Source organism: Pseudomonas sp. GW823-FHT02C02, from assembly GCF_058797635.1.
Genome location: NZ_JBXAJV010000004.1, coordinates 37,243 through 57,740 on the forward strand (window position 1 = coordinate 37,243; position 20,498 = coordinate 57,740).

Here is a 20,498-nt window from a genome sequence, read left to right on the forward strand (position 1 = left end):
GTATTTCAGCGTATGAAACGGGTTTACTGGATCTGCCCGTGGCAATGCTTGAATTTCTTGCCCGAACCGCAGTAGCACAGTTCGTTACGGCCCAGCTTCTGTTCGTTGCGAACCGGTGCAGTGGCGAGGGCGACATCGACCTCTTCACCGAGCAGTTCCGGTTGCTCAAGACCTGGCGCTTCGTCGTGCAGGAACTGCATGCGCGCCGCCAATGCCTCGGCTTCCTGACGCAGGCGTTGCTCTTCTGCTTCCGGATCTTCGCGGCGAACCTGAACGTGCGACAGCACACGGATCGAGTCGCGCTTGATCGAATCCAGCAGCTCGGAGAACAGCGTGTACGACTCGCGCTTGTACTCTTGCTTCGGGTTCTTCTGTGCATAACCACGCAAGTGGATGCCGTGACGCAGGTGATCCATGGTCGACAGGTGGTCTTTCCACAGGTCGTCGAGCACGCGCAGTACGATTTGCTTCTCGAAGGTGCGCAGTGCATCGGCACCGGCCTGATCTTCTTTCTCGTTGTAGGCAGCGATGAGCTCCTGCATCAGCTTCTCGCGCAGGGTTTCTTCGTACAGGTGATCGTCTTCGTCGAGCCATTTCTGGATCGGCAGCGCCACACCGAAGTCGCTCTGCAACGCAGCTTCCAGACCGGCCACGTCCCACTGCTCTGGCAGCGATTGCGGTGGAATGTGCGCACTGATGGTCGCGTTGAGCACGTCCTGACGGAAGTCGGCGATGGTTTCACCGATGTTGTCGGCGGCCAGCAACGTGTTACGCATGTGATAGATCACTTTACGCTGTTCGTTGTTGACGTCGTCGAACTCGAGCAGTTGCTTGCGAATGTCGAAGTTACGACCTTCAACCTTGCGCTGAGCCTTCTCGATGGCGTTGGTCACCATACGGTGCTCGATCGCTTCACCGGACTGCATGCCCAAGGCTTTCATGAAGTTCTTCACCCGGTCAGAGGCGAAGATGCGCATCAGGCTGTCTTCCAGCGACAGGTAGAAACGGCTGGAACCGGCGTCACCCTGACGACCGGCACGACCACGCAGCTGGTTGTCGATACGGCGCGATTCGTGACGCTCGGAAGCGATCACCTGCAAGCCACCCGACTCCAGCACTTGCTGGTGACGTTTCTGCCAGTCGGCCTTGATCTGGGCAATCTGCTCAGGGGTCGGATTTTCCAGGGTCGCAACTTCCACTTCCCAGTTGCCGCCCAACAGAATGTCGGTACCGCGACCGGCCATGTTGGTGGCGATGGTCAGCGCACCCGGGCGACCGGCCTGGGCAATGATCTCGGCTTCTTTTTCGTGGAACTTGGCGTTCAGGACCTTGTGTTCGATGCCTTCCTTCTGCAGCAACGCAGACATGTGCTCGGACGTTTCGATGGTTGCAGTCCCCACCAGCACCGGACGGCCCAGGGTCATGCATTCCTTGATGTCGTTGATGATCGCCGCGTATTTCTCTTCGGCGGTCAGGAACACCAGGTCGTTGTAATCTTTACGCGCCAGCGGTTTGTTCGGTGGAATGACCATCACCGACAGACCGTAGATCTGGTGGAATTCGAACGCTTCGGTGTCCGCAGTACCGGTCATGCCGGACAGCTTGTTGTACAGACGGAAGTAGTTCTGGAACGTGGTCGAGGCCAGGGTCTGGCTTTCGGCCTGGATGTTCAGGTTTTCCTTGGCTTCGATGGCCTGGTGCAGGCCTTCGGACAAACGGCGACCCGGCATGGTGCGGCCGGTGTGTTCGTCGACCAGGACGACCTGGCCATCCTGCACGATGTATTCGATGTTGCGATTGAACAGCTTATGAGCGCGCAGACCGGCATAAACGTGGGTCAGCAGGCCCAGGTTGTGCGCCGAATACAGGCTCTCGCCTTCAGCCAGCAGGCCGACGCGGGTCAGCATGTCTTCGATGAACTGGTGACCGGCTTCGTTGAGCTCGACCTGACGGGTCTTCTCGTCAACGGTGTAGTGGCCAGCCTTGGTGACTTCGCCTTCCACTTCTTCGACGTGCAATTCCAGCTGCGGGATCAGTTTGTTGATCTCGATGTACAGCTTGGAGCTGTCCTCGGCCTGACCGGAAATGATCAGCGGGGTACGGGCTTCGTCGATGAGGATGGAGTCGACTTCGTCGATCACGGCAAAATTGAGTTCACGCTGGAATTTTTCTTCCATGCTGAACGCCATGTTGTCGCGCAGATAGTCGAAACCGAATTCGTTGTTGGTGCCGTAGGTGATGTCGGCGGCGTAAGCAGCGCGCTTCTCTTCCGGCGGCTGGAATGGGGTGACCACACCGACCGTCATACCGAGGAATTCGTAGAGCGGACGCATCCAGTTGGCGTCACGACGGGCCAGGTAGTCGTTCACCGTCACAACGTGCACGCCCTTGCCGGACAGCGCGTTGAGGTAAACGCCCAGTGTTGCCACCAGGGTCTTGCCTTCACCGGTACGCATTTCCGCGATCTGGCCTTCATGCAAGGTCATGCCGCCAATCAGCTGGACATCGAAGTGGCGCATACCCATGACACGCTTACCGGCTTCGCGGGCGACCGCAAAGGCTTCTGGCAGCAGCTTGTCGAGGGTTTCCCCTTTGGCGATGCGGGCCTTGAACTCGTCTGTCTTGGCACGCAATTGATCGTCCGAAAGGGCCACCATTTGCTCTTCGAAGGCATTGACGAGTTGCACCGTCTTGAGCATGCGTTTGACTTCACGCTCGTTCTTGCTTCCAAAAAGTTTCTTTAACAAAGGCGCAAACATATCGGCAGGATCTTCCACACTAAAGGGATGGAGGGCGGCCCCGTGAGTCGCCCGTGCAGCCCTCATGGCCGCATGCGAACGAGCATTCTACCCGGAAACGATGGTGAGGAAAGTGGCGTTGTTCCACGATGCATGCACTGCGCTGTGACGGGGCTCACTTAAAATAAGGGCTTTTTGCGCAACTTCAAGCCATTCGCGGCAGAAGTTACTTGTTGATTTAATGGGTAAAGCGCTCGCAAAGCAATGGGTCGGGCGCATGTGATGCTTTCTGCTACCATGGCGGCTCTGTTACTTCAGGTGTCTGATCATGGCATTTCGCCCTCTCACGGCCAGAGCACCCGCCGTTCTGCTTCGCGAAGCCAAGCCGCTGAAAGCCATTTTTGGCCATGCTCAACGCCTGGGTCATCTGCAACGTCTGCTCGAAAGCCAGTTGCAGCCTGCTGCGCGCGAGCATTGCCATGTGGCCTCGTGGCGAGAAGGCAGTTTACTGCTGATCGTCACTGACGGTCATTGGGCCACCCGCCTGCGTTACCAGCAAAAACGCCTGCAACGCCAGTTACAGATGTTCGACGAGTTCGCCAGCCTGACGCGGATTCTGTTCAAAGTGCAGCCCCCCACCGTTCAGCAAGGGGCGGCGGGGCATACCATCAGTTTGTCGACGGATGCCGGCGCAACCATTCAGGCCACGGCCGATGGCATCAGCGATCCGAATCTGCGAGCGGCGCTGGAACGCCTTGCGGCCCACGCCAAACCCAAAACCTGAAATTGATGTTTCACCTGTAGGATCGCCGCACCGCTCGCTCCTACAGGGTTGTGTCCAGCCAGTGGTTGTCAGCGGCGTTTACTGCCACCGAGCAGCGAGCCCATCAGTCCGCGTACCAGCTGCCGGCCCAATTGATTGGCCGCCTGGCGCATCGCCGATTTCAGCGCCTGCCCCGCCGCCGTGCCGAGGAATTCCCCGGCCTTGTCGGTGAAACTCGGCTCTTCGGCGGCCGGTTTACCCGGAACGGCCTCAGGCTCCGGCGCCAACCCTTTACGACCCATCAATATTTCATACGCCGATTCCCGATCAACCGGCTTGTCATACCGCCCCTTGAACGGCGACCCGGCGATCAGCATCGTGCGCTCGGTTTCGGTCAACGGCCCGATCCGCGATTGCGGTGGGGCGACCAAGACACGCTGAACCATCTCCGGCGTGCCCTTGTCCTGCAAGGTGCCGACCAGCGCCTCGCCGATCCCCAGTTCGGTCAACACCGACAGGGCATCAAACGCCGGGTTCGGCCGGAAGCCTTCGGCCACCGCTCGCAGGGATTTCTGCTCCTTGGCGGTGAAAGCGCGCAAACCATGCTGGATGCGCAGGCCAAGCTGAGCCAGCACGTCATCCGGCAAGTCGCCCGGTGATTGCGTGACGAAATACACGCCCACGCCTTTGGAACGAATCAGCCGCACCACCTGCTCCAGGCGATCCTGCAAAGCCTTGGGCGTGTCGGCGAACAATAAATGCGCTTCGTCGAAAAACAGTGCCAGCAGCGGTTTGTCCGAATCGCCACGCTCCGGCAGCTGCTCGAACAACTCGGCCAGCAACCACAGCAGGAATGTCGCATACACCTTCGGCGCTTCGTGGACCAGACGACTGGCATCCAGCAAATGAATGCGCCCACGGCCGTCAGCCGTCGGTTGCAGAATGTCTTCAAGTTGCAGCGCCGGTTCACCGAACAGCGCTTCGGCACCTTGTTGCTCCAGGGTCGCCAGACGCCGCAACAGCGCCTGACTGGAACCGGTAGTCATCAACGCCGCGTCGTCCCCCAGCAACTCAGGGTTGTCACGCAGGTGATTGAGCAGCGCCTTCAGATCCTTGAGGTCCAGCAGCAACAACCCTTCGCGGTCCGCGACCTTGAACGCGGCATACAGCGCCGACTGCTGGCTGTCGGTCAACTCCAGCAGACTGCCGATCAGCAACGGCCCCATTTCGCTCAAGGTGGTGCGCAATGGATGACCGGACTCACCGTGAATGTCCCACAGGGTGACCGGGTAAGCCGCAGGCTTGTGGTTGAGCCACGGCATCCCGGCGATCCGCTCGGCGATTTTGCCTTGAGGGTTGCCGGCGGCACCCAGGCCACACAGGTCGCCCTTGATGTCTGCCGCGAACACCGCCACGCCCGCGTCGCTGAAGGCTTCGGCCAGTCGCTGCAACGTGACGGTTTTACCGGTCCCGGTAGCGCCCGCAACCAGGCCGTGACGGTTCGCCAGGCGCATGGCCTGGGAGATAGGCTGGCCGGCAAGGTCAGCGCCGATAACGAGTTGCGATGAGTCAGGCATTTTGTCACCCATGGTTAATCTTTGATCCTGCACGGCCGATACAAATAGTTGTGAGACCAATCCGAAAATAGCGTCGGTAATTCCCTAAGGAGAGGATGGAAATATCAGCTTTTTTTCAACATTGCCCATTTTGCGTGCCTTTATAAAAGCACGCTCAGGACATTAAGACCTTAGCGGAACCCCAAGCCATGAACAAAAACCTGCGTTTCAGCCATAAAATCTTGCTTGCCGCCGCCCTCATCGTCATTGCCGCCTTCGCCTCGTTCACACTGTACAACGACTACCTGCAGCGCAACGCCATTCGCGAAGACCTGGACAATTACCTCAACGAGATGGGAGACGTCACCGCCAGCAACATCCAGACCTGGCTGACTGGCCGTATCCTGCTGATCGACAACCTCGCTCAAAACATAGCCGTCAATCCTGAACAGGCCAACGTCGCGAGTCTGCTTGAGCAGAAAGCCCTGACGTCGACTTTCATGGCGTCCTACCTGGGCGACTCCACCGGCAGCTTCACGATTCGTCCCGACGCCAAAATGCCTGCCGGTTTCGATCCGCGGGTACGTCCTTGGTACAAAGGCGCCGAAAGCAGCAGCACGGCCACCGTGACCGAACCTTACATCGATGCGGCCACCGGCCAGACCATCATCTCCATCGCCACCGCCTCGAAAAAGGCCGGGCAAAGCGTGGGTGTGGTGGGCGGCGACTTGAGCCTGCAAACCCTGATCGACACCCTCAGCGCCCGTGATTTCGACGGCATGGGTTACGCCTTCCTGGTCAGCGCCGACGGCAAGATCCTGGTGCACCCGGACAAAGCCCTGGTGATGAAGTCCCTGAGCGAGGCGTACCCGAACAATACCCCGCGCATCAGCAGCGACTTCAGTGAAGTCGAAGTGGACGGCAAGACTCGCATCGTCACCTTCACGGCGATTAAAGGCCTGCCATCGGTCCACTGGTACATCGGCCTGTCGGTCGATAAAGACAAAGCCTTCTCGATGCTCAGCGAATTCCGCGCCTCGGCGGTCGTCGCGACGATCATTGCCGTGGCGATCATCATCGCGTTGCTGGGCATGTTGATCCGCATCCTGATCCAACCGCTGCACGTCATGACCCGCGCCATGGAAGACATCGCCGACGGTGAAGGCGACCTGACCAAACGTCTGACCATCGTCAATAACGACGAATTCGGCGTTCTAGGCACAGCGTTCAACCGTTTTGTCGAACGTATTCACGGTTCGATCCGTGAAGTGTCCTCGGCCACCGGCCAGGTCAACGAAGTCGCGCTACGTGTGGTCGCCGCGTCGAATTCGTCGATGTTCAACTCCGACCAGCAAGCCTCGCGCACCAGCAGCGTGGCCGCCGCGATCAACCAGCTCGGCGCCGCCGCTCAGGAAATCGCCCGCAACGCTGCCCAGGCGTCCAGCCAGGCCAGCGATGCCCGCAGCCTCGCCGAAGATGGCCAGCAAGTGGTGGATCGCAGCATCAAAGCGATGAATCAGCTGTCGAGCATGCTCAGCGCTTCGAGCACCAACATCGAATCGCTGAACAGCAAAACCGTGAACATCGGGCAGATTCTCGAAGTGATCACCAGCATCTCCCAGCAAACCAACCTGCTGGCGCTCAACGCAGCCATCGAAGCGGCCCGCGCCGGTGAAGCCGGGCGTGGTTTTGCCGTGGTGGCTGACGAAGTACGCAACCTGGCGCACCGCACACAGGAATCGGCGCAACAGGTGCAGACCATGATCGAGGAGCTGCAAGTCGGCGCCCGTGAATCCGTCAGCACCATGAGCGACAGCCAGCGCCACAGCCAGGACAGCGTGGAAATCGCCAATCTGGCGGGCGAGCGCTTGAACAGCGTGACGTTGCGTATTGGTGAGATTGACGGGATGAACCAGTCGGTGGCGACCGCGACCGAGGAACAGACGGCGGTGGTGGAGTCGATCAACGTCGACATTACCGAGATCAACACGCTGAATCAGGAAGGCGTGGAGAACCTGCAATCGACGTTGCGGGCGTGTTCGGACCTGGAGCAGCAGGCGGCGCGTCTTAAGCAGTTGGTGGGCAGTTTCCGTATTTGATGCGGCATTGAGGTCCTCTTCGCGGGCAAGCTTCGCTCCTACACGGATTAGCGTTAACGTGTAGGAGCGAGGCTTGCCCGCGAAGGCGTTTTGAAATACACCGCAAAAACCTCGCTGATCTGCGCGCCACAAAACCCCGACCGAACATCTATCCTTCATAAAGGTCAACCAAGGGAGAACAACGGACCGGAGGGATGCTCACTGTGCATATCGCGGACATCACCATGTTCTACGCCCCGGCCAGCGGTGGCGTGCGCACGTATCTGGATGCCAAGCACCGTCGCCTGAGCATCAAGCCAGGCATTCGCCACAGTTTGCTGATTCCAGGGGCACACCTGAGTGAGCATGACGGCGTCTACTCAGTTCCAGCCCCGGCCCTACCTTTCGGCAAGGGTTATCGTTTTCCTCTCCGCTTGGCGCCATGGCGAAATGTCCTGCATGATTTGCAGCCTGACCTGATCGAAGTCGGCGACCCTTACCTCACCGCATGGGCAGCTCTGGATGCGCGCCGGCAACTGGATGTGCCGGTGATCGGCTTTTATCACTCGGACCTGCCACTGCTGGTCAGCAATCGAATGGGCAATTGGGTGACCCCGAATGTCGAGGCCTATGTCCGCAAGCTGTATGGCAACTTCGACCGGGTGCTGGCACCGAGTCAGGTCATGGCCGACAAGTTGATCGGTCTTGGCGTGAAGAATGTGTTTGTCCAGCCGTTGGGGGTCGACCTGCAAACGTTCAATCCCCAAGCAAGGGACAGCGGCTTGCGGGCCGAGTTAGGCATTGATGAAAACACCCATCTGCTGATTTTTGCCGGCCGTGGCTCCAAGGAAAAAAACCTGCCGGTCTTGCTCGGTTGCATGAAACGTCTGGGGCCTCGTTATCATTTGTTGCTAGTCGGTTCTTCCATGCCCGCTGTGGTGCCGGACAACGTGACTGTCGTCGATGAGTTCTGCCCGGCCACGCAAGTCGCGCGCTTGATGGCCAGCGCTGACGCGTTGCTGCATGCCGGCGATCAGGAAACCTTCGGCCTGGTGATCCTCGAAGCCATGGCCAGCGGTATTCCGGTGGTGGCGGTAGCCGCCGGGGCCTTTCAGGAAATCGTCACCGATCAATGCGGCTTGCTCTGCGCGCCGAACAATCCCCTGGCGATGGCCAATGCCGTCCGCGAGCTGTTCAGCCACGACAGCGCCGCCCTGGGTATGCGCGCCCGCAGCCATGTCGAACAGCATTACGCCTGGGACACCGTGGTCGACAGCCTGCTGGGGCACTATCACGCAGTGCTCGGCAGCCAATGGCCGCTGACCGCCAATGGTTGAGCCCATGAACCTGCCCAGCCTGGTACTCGTGCTGCATGACGTTGCGCCGCAGACCTGGGCCGATTACCAGCCTTTTGTCGAGGCTGTCGATGCCCTGGGCGAGGTGCCGATGACCTGGCTGGTGGTGCCGAACTTCCACAAGCACAACGACCTGGACGAGCATCCGGGATTTCGCCGATGGCTGACCAGCCGAGTTGCCCTAGGTGACGAACTGGCATTGCACGGCTACTTTCATTGCGACGAAAGCCCTCCTCCCAGCAATCCCAGAGACTGGTTCATGCGCCGGATCTATACCCACGAAGGCGAGTTTTACAGCTTGTCGCAAGCCGCCGCCCTCGCCCGCCTGCGTGCCGGAATCGAAGTGTTCCATCGTTATCACTGGCCACTGGAAGGCTTTGTCGCCCCGGCATGGTTGATGAGCGAAGGCACTCGGCAGGCGTTACGCCAGTTACCGCTGGGCTACACCAGCGATTCACAGCATCTCTATCGGCTGCCGGACTTCAAGGCCATCGATGCGCCGGGACTGGTCTGGAGTGCGCGCAGTGCCTGGCGCCGGGGGCTGTCGAAAATCATCAGCGACCAGCGTGAACAGCGCTGGCGGCACGCGCCGGTGATTCGCCTTGGACTGCACCCGGTGGACATGCGTCATGGATTTTCGCGCAACTATTGGATGCAAACCCTCAAGCGCTTGCTCGATGAGGGGCGAGTGCCAATGACCAAGGCCCAGTGGCTCTCTTTTCACAGTGATCGTCTCGGTCGCGCCGCATGAGCCGGGGCATTCTGCTGTTTATCGCCCTGCTCGCCGCGGTGCTGATTCCATTGCTGCTGGGCGGCAACGAGACGTGGTCGCGGCTGCAAAATTTCCCCTTGAATGAATTGCTGATCATGTTCGGCATGATCTTGCTGTGCTGGGTGGTGAACACCCTGCGCTTGCGCCTGTTGCTGGGCGATCAATGCGACAAGGTCGGCCGGGTCAAGAGTCTTGGCGTAGTGATGGCCGCCGAGTTCGCCTACTGCGCCACCCCAGGCGGCAGCGGCGGCCCGCTGACCATCATGGCGCTACTGGCGCGCAATGGCGTGCGCCCGGCACGGGGCAGCGCGGTGTTCGCCATGGACCAACTCAGCGATCTGCTGTTTTTCCTCTGCGCGCTGAGCGGGATTCTGATCTATGCGTTGTTCCAGCACCTCAGCGAACGCCTGGAATGGCTGCTGATCGTCAGCGCCGTCTCCATGTTTGGCGGGTTGCTCAGTTGCGTGGTGGTGGCGCGCTACCATCGACTGCTGATTCGCCTGAGCGGGCGACTGCTCGTTCGCCTCAACGTCAAAGGCACCACGCGCCTGCGCTGGGCACGCAAGCTCCTGCACTTCCTGGCGGCGTTCACTGACACGCTGAAGTTGCCCGTTCTGACGTTGATCAAGGTGTTTGCCCTGACCTGCGTGCATTGGCTCCTGCGGTATAGCGTGCTGTATCTGGCGTTGCGCGGGCTCGGGGCCGACTTGCAGTGGGCCTGGTGCTTTCTGATCCAGATGCTGTCGCTGAGTGCAGGGCAATTCAGTCTGCTGCCGGGCGGTGCGGGGGCGGCGGAGTTGACTTCAGCGGCGCTGTTGGCGCCCATGGTGGGGAAATCCACCGCCGCGGCGGCGATTCTGATCTGGCGGACGGTGACGTATTACTTCTACCTGGTAGTGGGCGGCCCGGTGTTTCTGCTGATGCTGGGGCGGCCGCTGCTGAAGAAACTGATGAAGTTCAAGCAGGCTTAGGCTTGTCTTCGGGTTGCTGCTGCAACTGCTCCCACAACTCGGCGGCACCGGGAAACTCCGTGCCGTCTTCAGGGCTCATCTCATCCGGGTCGTAGCGACTCAAACAGCCCTCCCCCAACGTGGCGGGGGCCTTGGAAGTGGCTTTGTCGAGTGGATCGGCCATGGTCATGTCCTCAGTGCAGAAACGGCGAAGGGCCTGAAGCGATTGAACGCCCAGGCCCTTCGAATTTCAACCGTGATGTGCGGCGATCAGAACACTACGGTCTTGTTGCCATGCACCAGCACCCGGTCTTCCAGGTGATAACGCAGACCACGGGCCAGCACCATTTTCTCGACGTCACGGCCGAAACGCACCATGTCTTCAATGCTGTCGCTGTGGCTGACGCGCACCACGTCCTGCTCGATGATCGGACCGGCATCCAGCTCTTCGGTCACGTAGTGACACGTCGCACCGATCAACTTCACGCCACGCATCGAGGCCTGGTGATACGGCTTGGCGCCGACGAACGACGGCAGGAAGCTGTGGTGAATGTTGATGACCTTGTGCGCATATTCCCTGCACAACGCGGGCGGCAGGATTTGCATGTAACGGGCAAGTACCACCACTTCGGCATCGTGATGTTTGACCAGGCGCGAGACTTCGGCGAAGGCCGGCTCTTTGTCCTGTGGATTGACCGGCACGTGGTAATAAGGAATGCCGTGCCACTCGACCATGCTGCGCAAGTCGTCGTGGTTGGAAATCACACAGGAAATTTCGCAATCCAGTTCATCACTGTGCCAGCGGTGCAGCAAGTCGGCCAGACAGTGGGACTCACGGCTGGCCATCAACACAACGCGCTTTTTCTGCGCGGTGTCGGTAATGCGCCAGTTCATCGAGAACTCTTCGGCAATGGGTGCAAACGCTTCGCGAAAGGCCTCAATACCGAAAGGCAGCGAGTCGGCACGTATTTCGTGACGCATGAAGAACCAGCCATTCTGATTGTCCGAGTGATGGCTCGCTTCAGTGATCCAGCCGTTATGTGACGCCAGAAAGTTACTGACTTTAGCAACGATGCCGACGCGGTCCGGGCAAGCAATCACCAGCCGAAAAGTGCGCATGAGGGGGAAACTCCAGAACTTCGCAAAGGCCGCCATTCTAGCGATTGCGCAGCAAAACTGCAGTATCGATGACACATTGACCTGCACGCGGGTCAGTGGAACAGATTCCGGCAACCCCTCACCACCCGCGCGATGGTGTTCTTGTAGTCAATCTTCAAGCGCTCAATTGTGAATATCTGTGATGACTGCATCACACTTTTAACTCTGCGTTGAATTGACGCCCTATTCATCGCAACTAATTTAAATAAAAAGCCGGTTAAATGTTTACTTGATGAAACACCCTGACTATTATTGCGGCACTGTCACCCTGCCATCCAGCGCCCAACATAAGGTAGTCCTCATGTCCTTGATCAACGAATATCGCGCCACCGAAGAAGCTATCAAAGAGCTGCAAGCCCGTTTGAAGAACCTGTCCCAAGACGACAAACTGCAAACCGAGCTGGAATTCGAAGGCAAACTGCGCACCCTGATGGGCGAATACTCCAAGTCCCTGCGTGACATCATCGCGTTGCTGGACCCAGAGTCCAAGACCAAAGCACCACGTGGCGGCGCAGTAAAAACTACTGGCACCAAGCGTGCTCGCAAAGTTAAACAATACAAAAACCCGCACAACGGCGAAGTCATCGAAACCAAAGGTGGCAACCACAAGACTCTGAAAGAGTGGAAAGCCAAGTGGGGCGGTGACGTGGTTGAAGGCTGGGCTACCCTGTTGGGCTAAGCCCAATAGGTTGTCAAAGACTTATCCGTGACAAAAAATAACGCCAGCTGATGCTGGCGTTTTTTTATGCCCGGAATACAGCCCGGGCATTTTTCGTTTTCAAAGATTCAAACGTTTGCGTAATTCCTGGACATAATTCTGCCATTCACTCAGTACCTCTCGCTGAAACGTTGTAGCAGTAACGCTCAATTGGGCTGCGGCTTCTACGAAACTTTCAAGCGTATTGGGCGCCCCCCACTCCGGGGTCGACAAACGTTGCTGACAGAATGTTTGCCAGCGCTCTTGCTCCTCGGAATTCAACGTATCGGGGAAGTTGCGTGCGCGATAACGAAACAATAATTCAGGTAAACGTTCGTCATCGAAAGGCCATTGCTGTTGTGATAATTGGGCTGGGTCGGCGGCCCTGACTTGCTCACATAGACGACGATCCCGATCACCGATAAAACCATCGTATAACTGTTGTTCGGGGTCCCGGCTCGGAGTGAAATCTTCGCTGGCATAAATAGCCAACACTTTATCTCGCCAAACTTGTTGTGCGTCACTTAGCCGCAGTACGCGATCCTGATAAAGCGCCATGTCCAGCCCCAGGCGTTGCTGATCGTCAGGACGAAGTACCGACAGCGGCGCCACCACCGGGCACTTGTTGATATGAATGAGCTTGAGCGGCACCGGCAATTCGCCGTCGGCCAGGTCATCACGGCGGGTATACAGGCGCTGACGCAAGGTTTCTGCTTCCAGATCAAGCAACCCCTGGGGATCCAGATGCAGGTCACAGACAATCAGGGCGTTCTTGTTGCGTGGATGCCAGGCCAGTGGCAACACCACACCGACATAACTGCGAGCCGCCGAGAATCGTCCGGAAATGTGCACCATCGGCTGTAACAGCCGAATCTGATCCATCACCTTTTGTTTGCCGCGCAACTGGAACAACCAGTCATACAACTTCGGCTGCTTCTCGCGAATAAGCCGAGCCAGGGCGATGGTGGCGCGAACGTCCGACAGCGCCTCGTGGGCATTGCCGTGGTCAATGCCATTGACGGCGGTCAGCCGTTCGAGTTTAAGCGTCACCCGCCCTTCATCATCGGTTGGCCAGACAAGGCCATCGGGGCGCAAGGCGTAGGCCGCACGTACCACATCAATCAGGTCCCAGCGGCTGTTGCCGCCCTGCCACTCGCGCGCATACGGGTCGAAAAAGTTTCGGTACAGGCTGTAACGGGTCATCTCGTCATCGAAGCGCAACGTGTTGTAACCCGCGCCGCAGGTCCCCGGTGCCGCCAGTTGAGCGTGCACCCGGGTCATGAAGTCGGCTTCGCTCAAACCGTGTTCGGCCAGCTGGCTGGGCGTAATACCGGTGATCGCGCAGGCTGCTGGATGCGGCAGGATGTCGTCGCTGGGCTGACAGAAGAGGTTGACCGGCTCGTCTATTTCATTGAGATCGAAGTCGGTGCGAATTCCCGCCACCTGGAGGGGGCGGTCGCATCGGGGATTGATGCCGGTGGTTTCGTAGTCGTACCAGAAGATCGAGGTCACGGGCTGTTCCTGAACTGAAGATCGGCAAAGTCTAGGCGTTCACATCCCGCCCCGGCCAGTAACTTGTCATTCAATCACTTCTGGTTTCGCAACGTGCAATACATAGTTATGTCGTTTTCCCCCGAGAGGCTGCTAGCATCGGACAGATATCGAATCCCGAACAGGCCACATCAAGGTTGCCCATGCTCGAGACCACAGCACTGCCAAGGAATGCGACGCTGCCCCCACCACTGGACACGCGGTATCAAGTCGAAACGCCCGAAGGCATCGACTTGCCACTGCGCCCGGCCGGGTTGATGGTTCGTGCGCTGGCGTTCTCCATCGACCTCGGGTTGCGCGGGCTGATACTCGGCGTGCTGTTTATCGTGTTGGCGTTTCTGGGAAAACTCGGTGCCGGGCTGGGCTCGATCCTGCTGTTCGGGGTCAGCTGGTGGTACATGGTACTGTTCGAGGTCCTCAATCAGGGCCGTTCGCCGGGCAAACAATGGATGGGGTTGCGCGTGGTACATGACGACGGCACCCCGATCGGATGGTCCGCCTCGCTGTTGCGTAACCTGTTGCGATTCGTCGACCTGTTGCCGTTTGGCTACTTCCTCGGCGCCATCAGTTGCCTGCAACACCCCTCCTTCAAACGCCTCGGTGACCTGGCCGCCGGCACGCTGGTGATCTACCGCGAACAGCCATTGACCCGACCGCAACTGCCCGACGTCCAGCCTCGGCGCCCGGCCTTTGCCCTGACGCTACCCGAGCAACGTGCCGTCCTCGGGTTTGCCGAGCGCCAAGGCGAACTTTCCGAGGCGCGCAGCCATGAACTCGCGTCCATCCTTGCCCAACCCTTGCAGGTTCCCGCGCCACGCGCCGTGACGGAACTTAACGCCATCGCTCGTGGTTTGTTGGGGCCCGCATGAATCAAAGCCTTTTCGAAAATCGCCACAAGGCCGAATGGGCGAGGTTTTCCCTGGTGCTTGAACAACTGGAGCGCGGCAAGGACGCTTCCGGTATCGCCACTTTCCCGAAAGACTATCGACGGCTCTGCCAACAACTGGCACTGGCTCAGGAACGGGGCTACAGCAGTTTCCTGATCGACTCGTTGCAGCAACAAGTGCTGCGCGGGCATCAACAGCTTTACCGGCATCGCAGTCGACTGGGCACCAACATACTGAGCTTTATCCTTGCCGGCTTCCCGCGGCTGGTGCGCGAACAATGGCGCTTTGTGCTCGCCGCCAGCCTGATGTTTTTTGGCAGTCTGATCGGCTTCGCGCTGCTGGTGTATCTGTTCCCGGACCTGGTCTACAGCCTGATCCCGGCCGAGCAGGTCAGTGAGATGCAAAGCATGTACGACCCGGTCGCCGGCCACTTGGGCCGCTCGGCGGAACGCGCCGCCAGCGAAGACTGGGTGATGTTCGGTTACTACATCATGCACAACATCGGCATCGCCTTTCAGACCTTCGCCAGCGGGTTGCTGTTTGGTCTGGGCAGCGCATTTTTCCTGCTGTTCAATGGCTTGATGATCGGTGCGGTGGCGGGACACTTGACGCACATCGGTTTCGGGCAAACCTTCTGGTCCTTCGTGATTGGTCACGGCGCGTTCGAACTGAGCGCCATCGCCCTGGCCGGTGCCGCCGGCCTGCAACTGGGCTGGGCGTTGATCGCGCCGGGACGCCTGCCCCGCGCCGAAGCGTTGCGACTGGCAGCGCGCAAAAGCGTGTTGCTGATCTGCGGCGTCATGCTGTTTCTGCTGATTGCCGCGTTTATCGAAGCCTACTGGTCGTCGATGACCGCGCCGGCCCCCATGACCAAATACCTGGTCGGCGCCGCGCTCTGGTTGTTGGTGGCGACTTACTTGCTGTTTGCCGGACGGACCCGCCATGCGCCTGAGTGATGCCACGGTCGTCATCCGCCCGCGCAACTCCTGGGAAGCCATGGACCTGGGCGTGCTGCTGAGCCAGCGCCATCGACGGTTGCTGATGACCAGTTGGGCCATCATCACCTTGCCGATCTTCGCGCTGCTCAGCTTTTTCCTGTGGGATTCACCCTCCCTCGCCGTGTTTATCTTTTGGTGGTTGAAACCGGCATTCGAGCGCTTGCCGCTGTATATCCTGTCCAAAGCCATGTTCGGCGAAACGCCCACCTTGAAACAGGCGCTGCGCCAATGGCCGAACCTGCTCAAGCCACAACTGTTGGCCAGCCTGACCTGGCGACGCCTGAGCCTGAGCCGCAGCTTTCTGATGCCGGTGGTGCAACTCGAAGGCCTGGCGGGTGATGAACGACAGCAGCGCTTGCGGGTGTTGCTGCAGCGCAACGCCGGTGCAGCGCAGTGGTTGACGATCATTGGCGTGCACCTGGAAAGTGCGCTGTGGATTGGCCTGATGGTGCTGTTCTATATGTTCCTGCCACAGCAGGTTGAACTCGACTGGAGCTGGCAGACCTTGATCGACGTGGCCAGCCAGGACTGGCGCTGGCTGGAACACCTGACGAATTTCTTTTACGTGCTGGTGCTGATTGTCTGGGAACCGATCTACGTGGCCTGCGGTTTCAGCCTTTATCTGAATCGACGCACGGTGCTGGAAGCCTGGGACATCGAACTGGTGTTCCGCCGATTGCGCCAACGCCTCAACACCATGGCGGTCACTCTGCTGCTGGCAGCGATAATGCTGGTGCCGACCACGCAAAACGTCTGGGCCGCCGAGCCGGTCATTACCCCGGACAGCCCACGTCTGCTGGACCAACCACTGACCAGCCAGGCCTCTAGGGACACCATCCAAACAATCCTCGATCAGCCGCCGTTCACGAACAAGGAAACGGTGACCCGCTATCGATTTGGCGAAGACAAACCCGACACCAAAACCCCGGACGACGGGAAAACACCCGAATGGCTGAAGGCTTTGGCCAGTCTGCTCGACAGCCAGCGTTTCGGCTTTATTGCCAACCTGATTGAAGTTCTGCTCTGGGCCGCCGTAATGAGCGCCATCGGCGTGTTGATCTGGCGTTACCGCGACTGGTTGCAGGCATTCGTCAGTCGTCGGCCGGTGTTGAACCGACGAGCCGCGCGTCCGTTACCGCAGCAAGCATTCGGCCTGGACCTGAGCCGCGAAACCCTGCCCGCCGACATTGCCGCCAGCGCTGAAAGTCTCTGGCAAACCAACCCGCGCGCGGCCCTTGGGTTGCTCTATCGCGCCCTGCTCAGCCATTTGTTGCACGACCACAACATGGCACTGAAACCCGCCGACACCGAAGGCGAGGTGCTGCAACGCGTCGAACAACTGCACCAACCGGCCTTGCTCGCTTTCAGCAAAACCTTGACCGGGCACTGGCAAAACATGGCCTACGGGCATCGATTGCCACCCGCGCATTTGCAACAGGAACTGTGTGACGGCTGGCGAACCTTGTTCGGCCCGGGAGCCGTCCGTTGAACCGGCGCTGGTGGCTTTCGGTCGGCGTGTTCATCACTGTACTGGTGGGCGCGCTGAGTGTTTATCTGTACCTGAAAGCCACGCCGTATCAGGCCGAAATCGATCACGGCCCCACGCCCGAAGCCCAGGCCAATCCCTATCTGGCCGCCGAGCATTTCCTGCGCAAACAGGGTCTGACCGTCGGCCATGCCAACAGTCTCGACGTGCTGCCCAGCCTCGATCCGCATCAGCACAGCCTGTTGTTGCTCGGTGATCGCTACAACATGACCCCACGCCAGATTGATCAAGTGATGAACTGGACCCGGGCCGGCGGGCGCCTGTTGTTTGTCGCCCAGTCGCTGTGGGATGAAAAGACCGGCCAGAGCAATGACCTGCTGCTCGATCGCGTGCAGGTGCATCAGTCGCTGAGCAAAGACCTCAAGGAGCCTCCACCGGACATCCTTGACGACCCGTTCCCCAAACTGACCAAGCTGTACCTGGAAGACGAGAACGCGCCGGCCTACGCCAGTTTCGATACGGCGTTCCATCTTGAAGACCCGAATAACCTCGCGCAAGCCTGGGCCAACAGTGGCAAGGCCACGCACATGATGCAGTTGAAACACGGGCTCGGCTCGATCATCGTCGTCACCGACGCCGACCTGTGGAAAACCCCGGCCATTGCCCAATACGACAATGCCTGGCTGCTCTGGTACCTGACCGCCGACACGCGCGTGACCCTGCTATTCAATACCGACCACGACAGTCTGCTGACCTTGCTGCTGCGCAACTTCCCTCAGGCGTTGGTCGCCCTCATCGCCCTGATCGGTCTTGCGCTCTGGCATGTCGGGGTACGCCAGGGTCCGCTGCTGGCACCGGCGTCGAAAGGTCGCCGGCAACTTCAGGAACACCTGCGCGCCAGCGCCGATTTCATGCTGCGCCGCAGCGGTCAGCACAGCCTGTTGCAAGCCTTGCAGCAAGACATCCTGCGCCGTGTCCGCCACCGACACCCCGGCTTTGAACAACTCGGCGTCGCCGAACAATGGCTGGTGCTCGCGCGCCTGACCGGCCAGCCCACACGCGCCATCAGCCAGGCGATGAGCCCGCGACCGAAACAGCGGCTGTCCAGCGCTGAGTTCAGTCGACAGGTCGCCCACCTGCAAACCTTGAGGAACACGCTATGAGTCAACAGATCGAGCCCGGCAGCGCGACCCACGCCGCCCAGCAACGCCAGCGCGCCAGTCAGTTGGCCCAGGCCGTGCGCAATGAGTTGCAAAAAGCCGTGATCGGACAGAACAGCGTGATTGACGACGTTCTCACTGCACTGATCGCCGGCGGCCACGTGTTGCTCGAAGGTGTGCCGGGGTTGGGCAAAACACTGCTGGTACGTGCCCTCGCCCGCTGCTTCGGCGGCGAATTTGCGCGCATTCAGTTCACCCCGGACCTGATGCCCAGCGACGTCACCGGGCACGCGGTCTACGACCTGAACACCGAGCAGTTCAAACTGCGCAAGGGTCCGATATTCACTAACTTGCTGCTGGCTGACGAGATCAACCGTGCGCCGGCGAAAACCCAGGCCGCGTTACTTGAGGCCATGCAGGAACGCCAGGTCACTCTGGAAGGCCGCGCCTTGGCCATCGTGCAACCGTTCATGGTGCTTGCCACGCAAAACCCGATCGAACAGGAAGGCACGTATCCACTGCCCGAAGCTGAACTCGACCGCTTCATGCTCAAGGTGCGCATGGATTACCCCGACGCCGATCAAGAGCTGAACATGGTCCGCCAGGTCAGCCGCTCGACCCGCGCCGACATGCTCGACGTGCAACCGCTGCGCACCGTGCTGCAAGCCAAGGATGTGATGGCCTTGCAGCGCATCGCCAGCGACCTGCCGCTGGACGATCAGGTCCTCGATTACGCCGTGCGCCTGGCCCGCACTACTCGCACCTGGCCAGGCCTGACCCTCGGCGCCGGGCCACGCGCTTCCATTGCCCTAGTGCGTTGCGCCCGCGCCCGCGCGCTGCTGCGTGGCGGCGACTTCGTGATCCCGGATGACATCAAGGGTTGTGCCTTGTCGGTGCTGCGCCATCGCGTCCGGATCGCCCCCGAGTTCGACATCGAGGGGCTGGATGTCGATCAGGTGCTCAAGCAGTTGCTCGATCAAGTGCCGGCGCCGCGTCTGTGAAACCGTCGCGCCTGTTGCTGATCTGGCTCGCCATCTTGCTCGCCATCGGCATCGTGCTGGGCATGTTGCGGGCACTGGACATCGACATGCCCTCAACCCTGTTGTCGATCAACTGGGGATTGTTGCTGGCGCTGCTGGCCCTGGCCGTTCTCGACGCCGTTCGCCTCAAGCGTTTGCCCTCGCCACGCCTCCAACGCCAGATGCCCGGCAGCCTTGCACTCGGCCGTTGGAGCGAAGTGCGGCTGGAGGTCGAGCATGACTTTGATCAACCACTGAACATCCAGATCTTCGACCATGTTCCGGAAGGCCTGAGCTTCGAAAACCTCCCGCTGCTGGCAGCACTGCAACCCGGTCAACAGAGCCTTGTGGGCTATCGATTGCGCCCCCTCAAGCGCGGCCACTTCACCTTCGAACATTGCGAAATCAACCTGCCGAGTCCAATGGGCCTGTGGTCCGGCAAACGTCTGCTGAAAGTGAACGACAGCACCCGCGTCTACCCCGACTTCGCCCGTCTCTATGGCGGTGAACTGCTGGCGGTGGACAACTGGCTCAGCCAGCTCGGCGTGCGCCAGCGCCAGCGTCGCGGCCTGGGCCTGGAATTCCATCAACTGCGCGAATTCCGTGAAGGCGACAGCCTGCGCCAGATCGACTGGAAAGCCACCGCCCGCCAACGTACACCGATCGCCCGTGAGTACCAGGACGAGCGCGACCAGCAAATCATCTTCATGCTCGATTGCGGCCGCCGGATGCGCAGCCAGGACGGCGAACTCGCCCATTTCGATCACGCACTCAATGCCTGCCTGTTGCTCAGCTACATCGCCCTGCGCCAGGGTGATGCCGTGGGCCTGAGCACGTTCGCCAGTGATCGCGCGCACTACCTCGCCCCGGTCAAAGGCACGGGGCAGCTCAATGTGTTGCTCAACACCGTCTATGACCTCGACAGCACCCAACGCCCCGCCGACTACCAGGCTGCCGCCACCCAGCTACTGGCCCGCCAGAAACGCCGGGCGCTCGTGGTGCTGGTCACCAACCTGCGTGACGAAGACGACGACGAACTGCTCACCGCCGTCAAACGCCTGAGCAAACTGCATCGGGTGCTGGTGGCGAGTCTGCGCGAAGACGTGCTCGACGATTTGCGGCACGCGCCAGTGCAAACCTTGCCGGAGGCGCTGGCCTATTGCGGGACGGTGGATTACCTGAATGACCGGGCGCAACTCCATGAGCAGTTGAGTGCTCATGGAGTGCCGGTGGTGGATGCCCGGCCCTCAGAGTTGGGGGCCGGGTTGGTGACGCGGTATTTGGGGTGGAAGAAAGAAGGTGCTATGTAATAGCGATAAAAAAGGTGGCG

At 59.8% G+C, this 20,498-nt stretch carries 17 protein-coding genes and 1 pseudogene; 13 read left to right on the plus strand and 5 right to left on the minus strand.

Annotated features, from left to right (window positions below; all coding sequences use genetic code 11):
• Positions 1–23 precede the first annotated feature (23 nt).
• Positions 24–2,759, minus strand: coding sequence for a preprotein translocase subunit SecA (secA, locus tag AC1ROI_RS07950; RefSeq protein WP_010457520.1), 2,736 nt, complete (start codon positions 2,757–2,759; stop codon positions 24–26).
• Positions 2,760–3,066: 307 nt separating this feature from the next.
• Here secA and AC1ROI_RS07955 point away from each other — a divergent pair, with 307 nt between their 5' ends.
• Entirely contained in the window at positions 3,067–3,522 is a 456-nt protein-coding gene (locus AC1ROI_RS07955; protein WP_008147416.1) for a DUF721 domain-containing protein, read from the plus strand.
• Between the two features lie 68 nt (positions 3,523–3,590).
• Here the strand turns inward: AC1ROI_RS07955 and AC1ROI_RS07960 are convergent, their stop codons facing one another.
• Complete coding sequence (locus AC1ROI_RS07960; RefSeq protein ID WP_010457524.1) at positions 3,591–5,078, minus strand: helicase HerA-like domain-containing protein; 1,488 nt, start codon at positions 5,076–5,078, stop codon at positions 3,591–3,593.
• Positions 5,079–5,266: 188 nt separating this feature from the next.
• Between AC1ROI_RS07960 and AC1ROI_RS07965 the strand changes: the two are divergent.
• The 5 genes and pseudogenes from AC1ROI_RS07965 to gpgF form a co-directional block, all read left to right on the plus strand.
• Positions 5,267–6,298, plus strand: a pseudogene (locus AC1ROI_RS07965) (HAMP domain-containing protein); the annotation flags it as partial.
• A gap of 93 nt (positions 6,299–6,391) precedes the next feature.
• A complete protein-coding gene (locus AC1ROI_RS07970) occupies positions 6,392–7,156 on the plus strand; it encodes a methyl-accepting chemotaxis protein (RefSeq protein WP_427701491.1) in 765 nt (254 codons plus the stop codon).
• A 194-nt stretch (positions 7,157–7,350) separates the two neighbouring features.
• Positions 7,351–8,472, plus strand: a complete 1,122-nt coding sequence (gene gpgS / locus AC1ROI_RS07975) for an N-acetylglucosaminyl phosphatidylglycerol synthase (protein ID WP_102594735.1) — start codon at positions 7,351–7,353, stop codon at positions 8,470–8,472.
• Entirely contained in the window at positions 8,465–9,241 is a 777-nt protein-coding gene (gpgD, locus tag AC1ROI_RS07980; RefSeq protein WP_102594734.1) for an N-acetylglucosaminyl phosphatidylglycerol deacetylase, read from the plus strand. Before gpgS ends, gpgD begins: the two co-directional genes overlap by 8 nt.
• On the plus strand, positions 9,238–10,233 hold the full coding sequence (gene gpgF, locus AC1ROI_RS07985; protein ID WP_102594733.1) for a glucosaminyl phosphatidylglycerol flippase: 996 nt from the start codon (positions 9,238–9,240) through the stop codon (positions 10,231–10,233). The genes gpgD and gpgF overlap by 4 nt, the downstream gene beginning before the upstream one ends.
• Here gpgF and AC1ROI_RS07990 read toward each other — a convergent pair.
• Both AC1ROI_RS07990 and purU read right to left on the minus strand, forming a co-directional pair.
• Positions 10,220–10,396, minus strand: coding sequence for a hypothetical protein (locus AC1ROI_RS07990; RefSeq protein ID WP_010457533.1), 177 nt, complete (start codon positions 10,394–10,396; stop codon positions 10,220–10,222). The genes gpgF and AC1ROI_RS07990 overlap by 14 nt on opposite strands.
• Before the next feature lie 86 nt (positions 10,397–10,482).
• Positions 10,483–11,331 carry a formyltetrahydrofolate deformylase gene (purU, locus tag AC1ROI_RS07995; protein ID WP_102594732.1) on the minus strand — a complete coding sequence of 283 codons (849 nt, stop codon included), beginning with the start codon at positions 11,329–11,331 and terminating at the stop codon, positions 10,483–10,485.
• A gap of 340 nt (positions 11,332–11,671) precedes the next feature.
• On the opposite strand from purU, the gene mvaT reads away from it, so the two are divergent.
• Entirely contained in the window at positions 11,672–12,049 is a 378-nt protein-coding gene (gene mvaT, locus AC1ROI_RS08000) for a histone-like nucleoid-structuring protein MvaT (protein WP_007933316.1), read from the plus strand.
• Between the two features lie 99 nt (positions 12,050–12,148).
• Here mvaT and sbcB read toward each other — a convergent pair whose 3' ends face one another.
• On the minus strand, positions 12,149–13,579 hold the full coding sequence (gene sbcB / locus AC1ROI_RS08005; protein ID WP_102594731.1) for an exodeoxyribonuclease I: 1,431 nt from the start codon (positions 13,577–13,579) through the stop codon (positions 12,149–12,151).
• Between the two features lie 182 nt (positions 13,580–13,761).
• Here sbcB and AC1ROI_RS08010 point away from each other — a divergent pair, with 182 nt between their 5' ends.
• Genes AC1ROI_RS08010 through AC1ROI_RS08035 form a run of 6 tightly spaced genes read left to right on the plus strand, consistent with a single transcriptional unit; the run spans position 13,762 to position 20,478 of the window.
• Positions 13,762–14,487 carry an RDD family protein gene (locus AC1ROI_RS08010; protein ID WP_102594730.1) on the plus strand — a complete coding sequence of 242 codons (726 nt, stop codon included), beginning with the start codon at positions 13,762–13,764 and terminating at the stop codon, positions 14,485–14,487.
• Entirely contained in the window at positions 14,484–15,461 is a 978-nt protein-coding gene (locus AC1ROI_RS08015; RefSeq protein WP_102594729.1) for a stage II sporulation protein M, read from the plus strand. The genes AC1ROI_RS08010 and AC1ROI_RS08015 overlap by 4 nt, the downstream gene beginning before the upstream one ends.
• On the plus strand, positions 15,448–16,992 hold the full coding sequence (locus AC1ROI_RS08020; protein ID WP_102594728.1) for a DUF4129 domain-containing protein: 1,545 nt from the start codon (positions 15,448–15,450) through the stop codon (positions 16,990–16,992). Before AC1ROI_RS08015 ends, AC1ROI_RS08020 begins: the two co-directional genes overlap by 14 nt.
• On the plus strand, positions 16,989–18,152 hold the full coding sequence (locus tag AC1ROI_RS08025) for a DUF4350 domain-containing protein (protein ID WP_102594727.1): 1,164 nt from the start codon (positions 16,989–16,991) through the stop codon (positions 18,150–18,152). Before AC1ROI_RS08020 ends, AC1ROI_RS08025 begins: the two co-directional genes overlap by 4 nt.
• Entirely contained in the window at positions 18,149–19,150 is a 1,002-nt protein-coding gene (locus AC1ROI_RS08030; RefSeq protein WP_010457549.1) for an AAA family ATPase, read from the plus strand. Before AC1ROI_RS08025 ends, AC1ROI_RS08030 begins: the two co-directional genes overlap by 4 nt.
• The gene (locus AC1ROI_RS08035; RefSeq protein ID WP_102594726.1) at positions 19,147–20,478 is read left to right on the plus strand and encodes a DUF58 domain-containing protein; all 1,332 of its coding nucleotides are present in this window, start codon (positions 19,147–19,149) and stop codon (positions 20,476–20,478) included. The genes AC1ROI_RS08030 and AC1ROI_RS08035 overlap by 4 nt, the downstream gene beginning before the upstream one ends.
• Positions 20,479–20,498 lie beyond the last annotated feature (20 nt).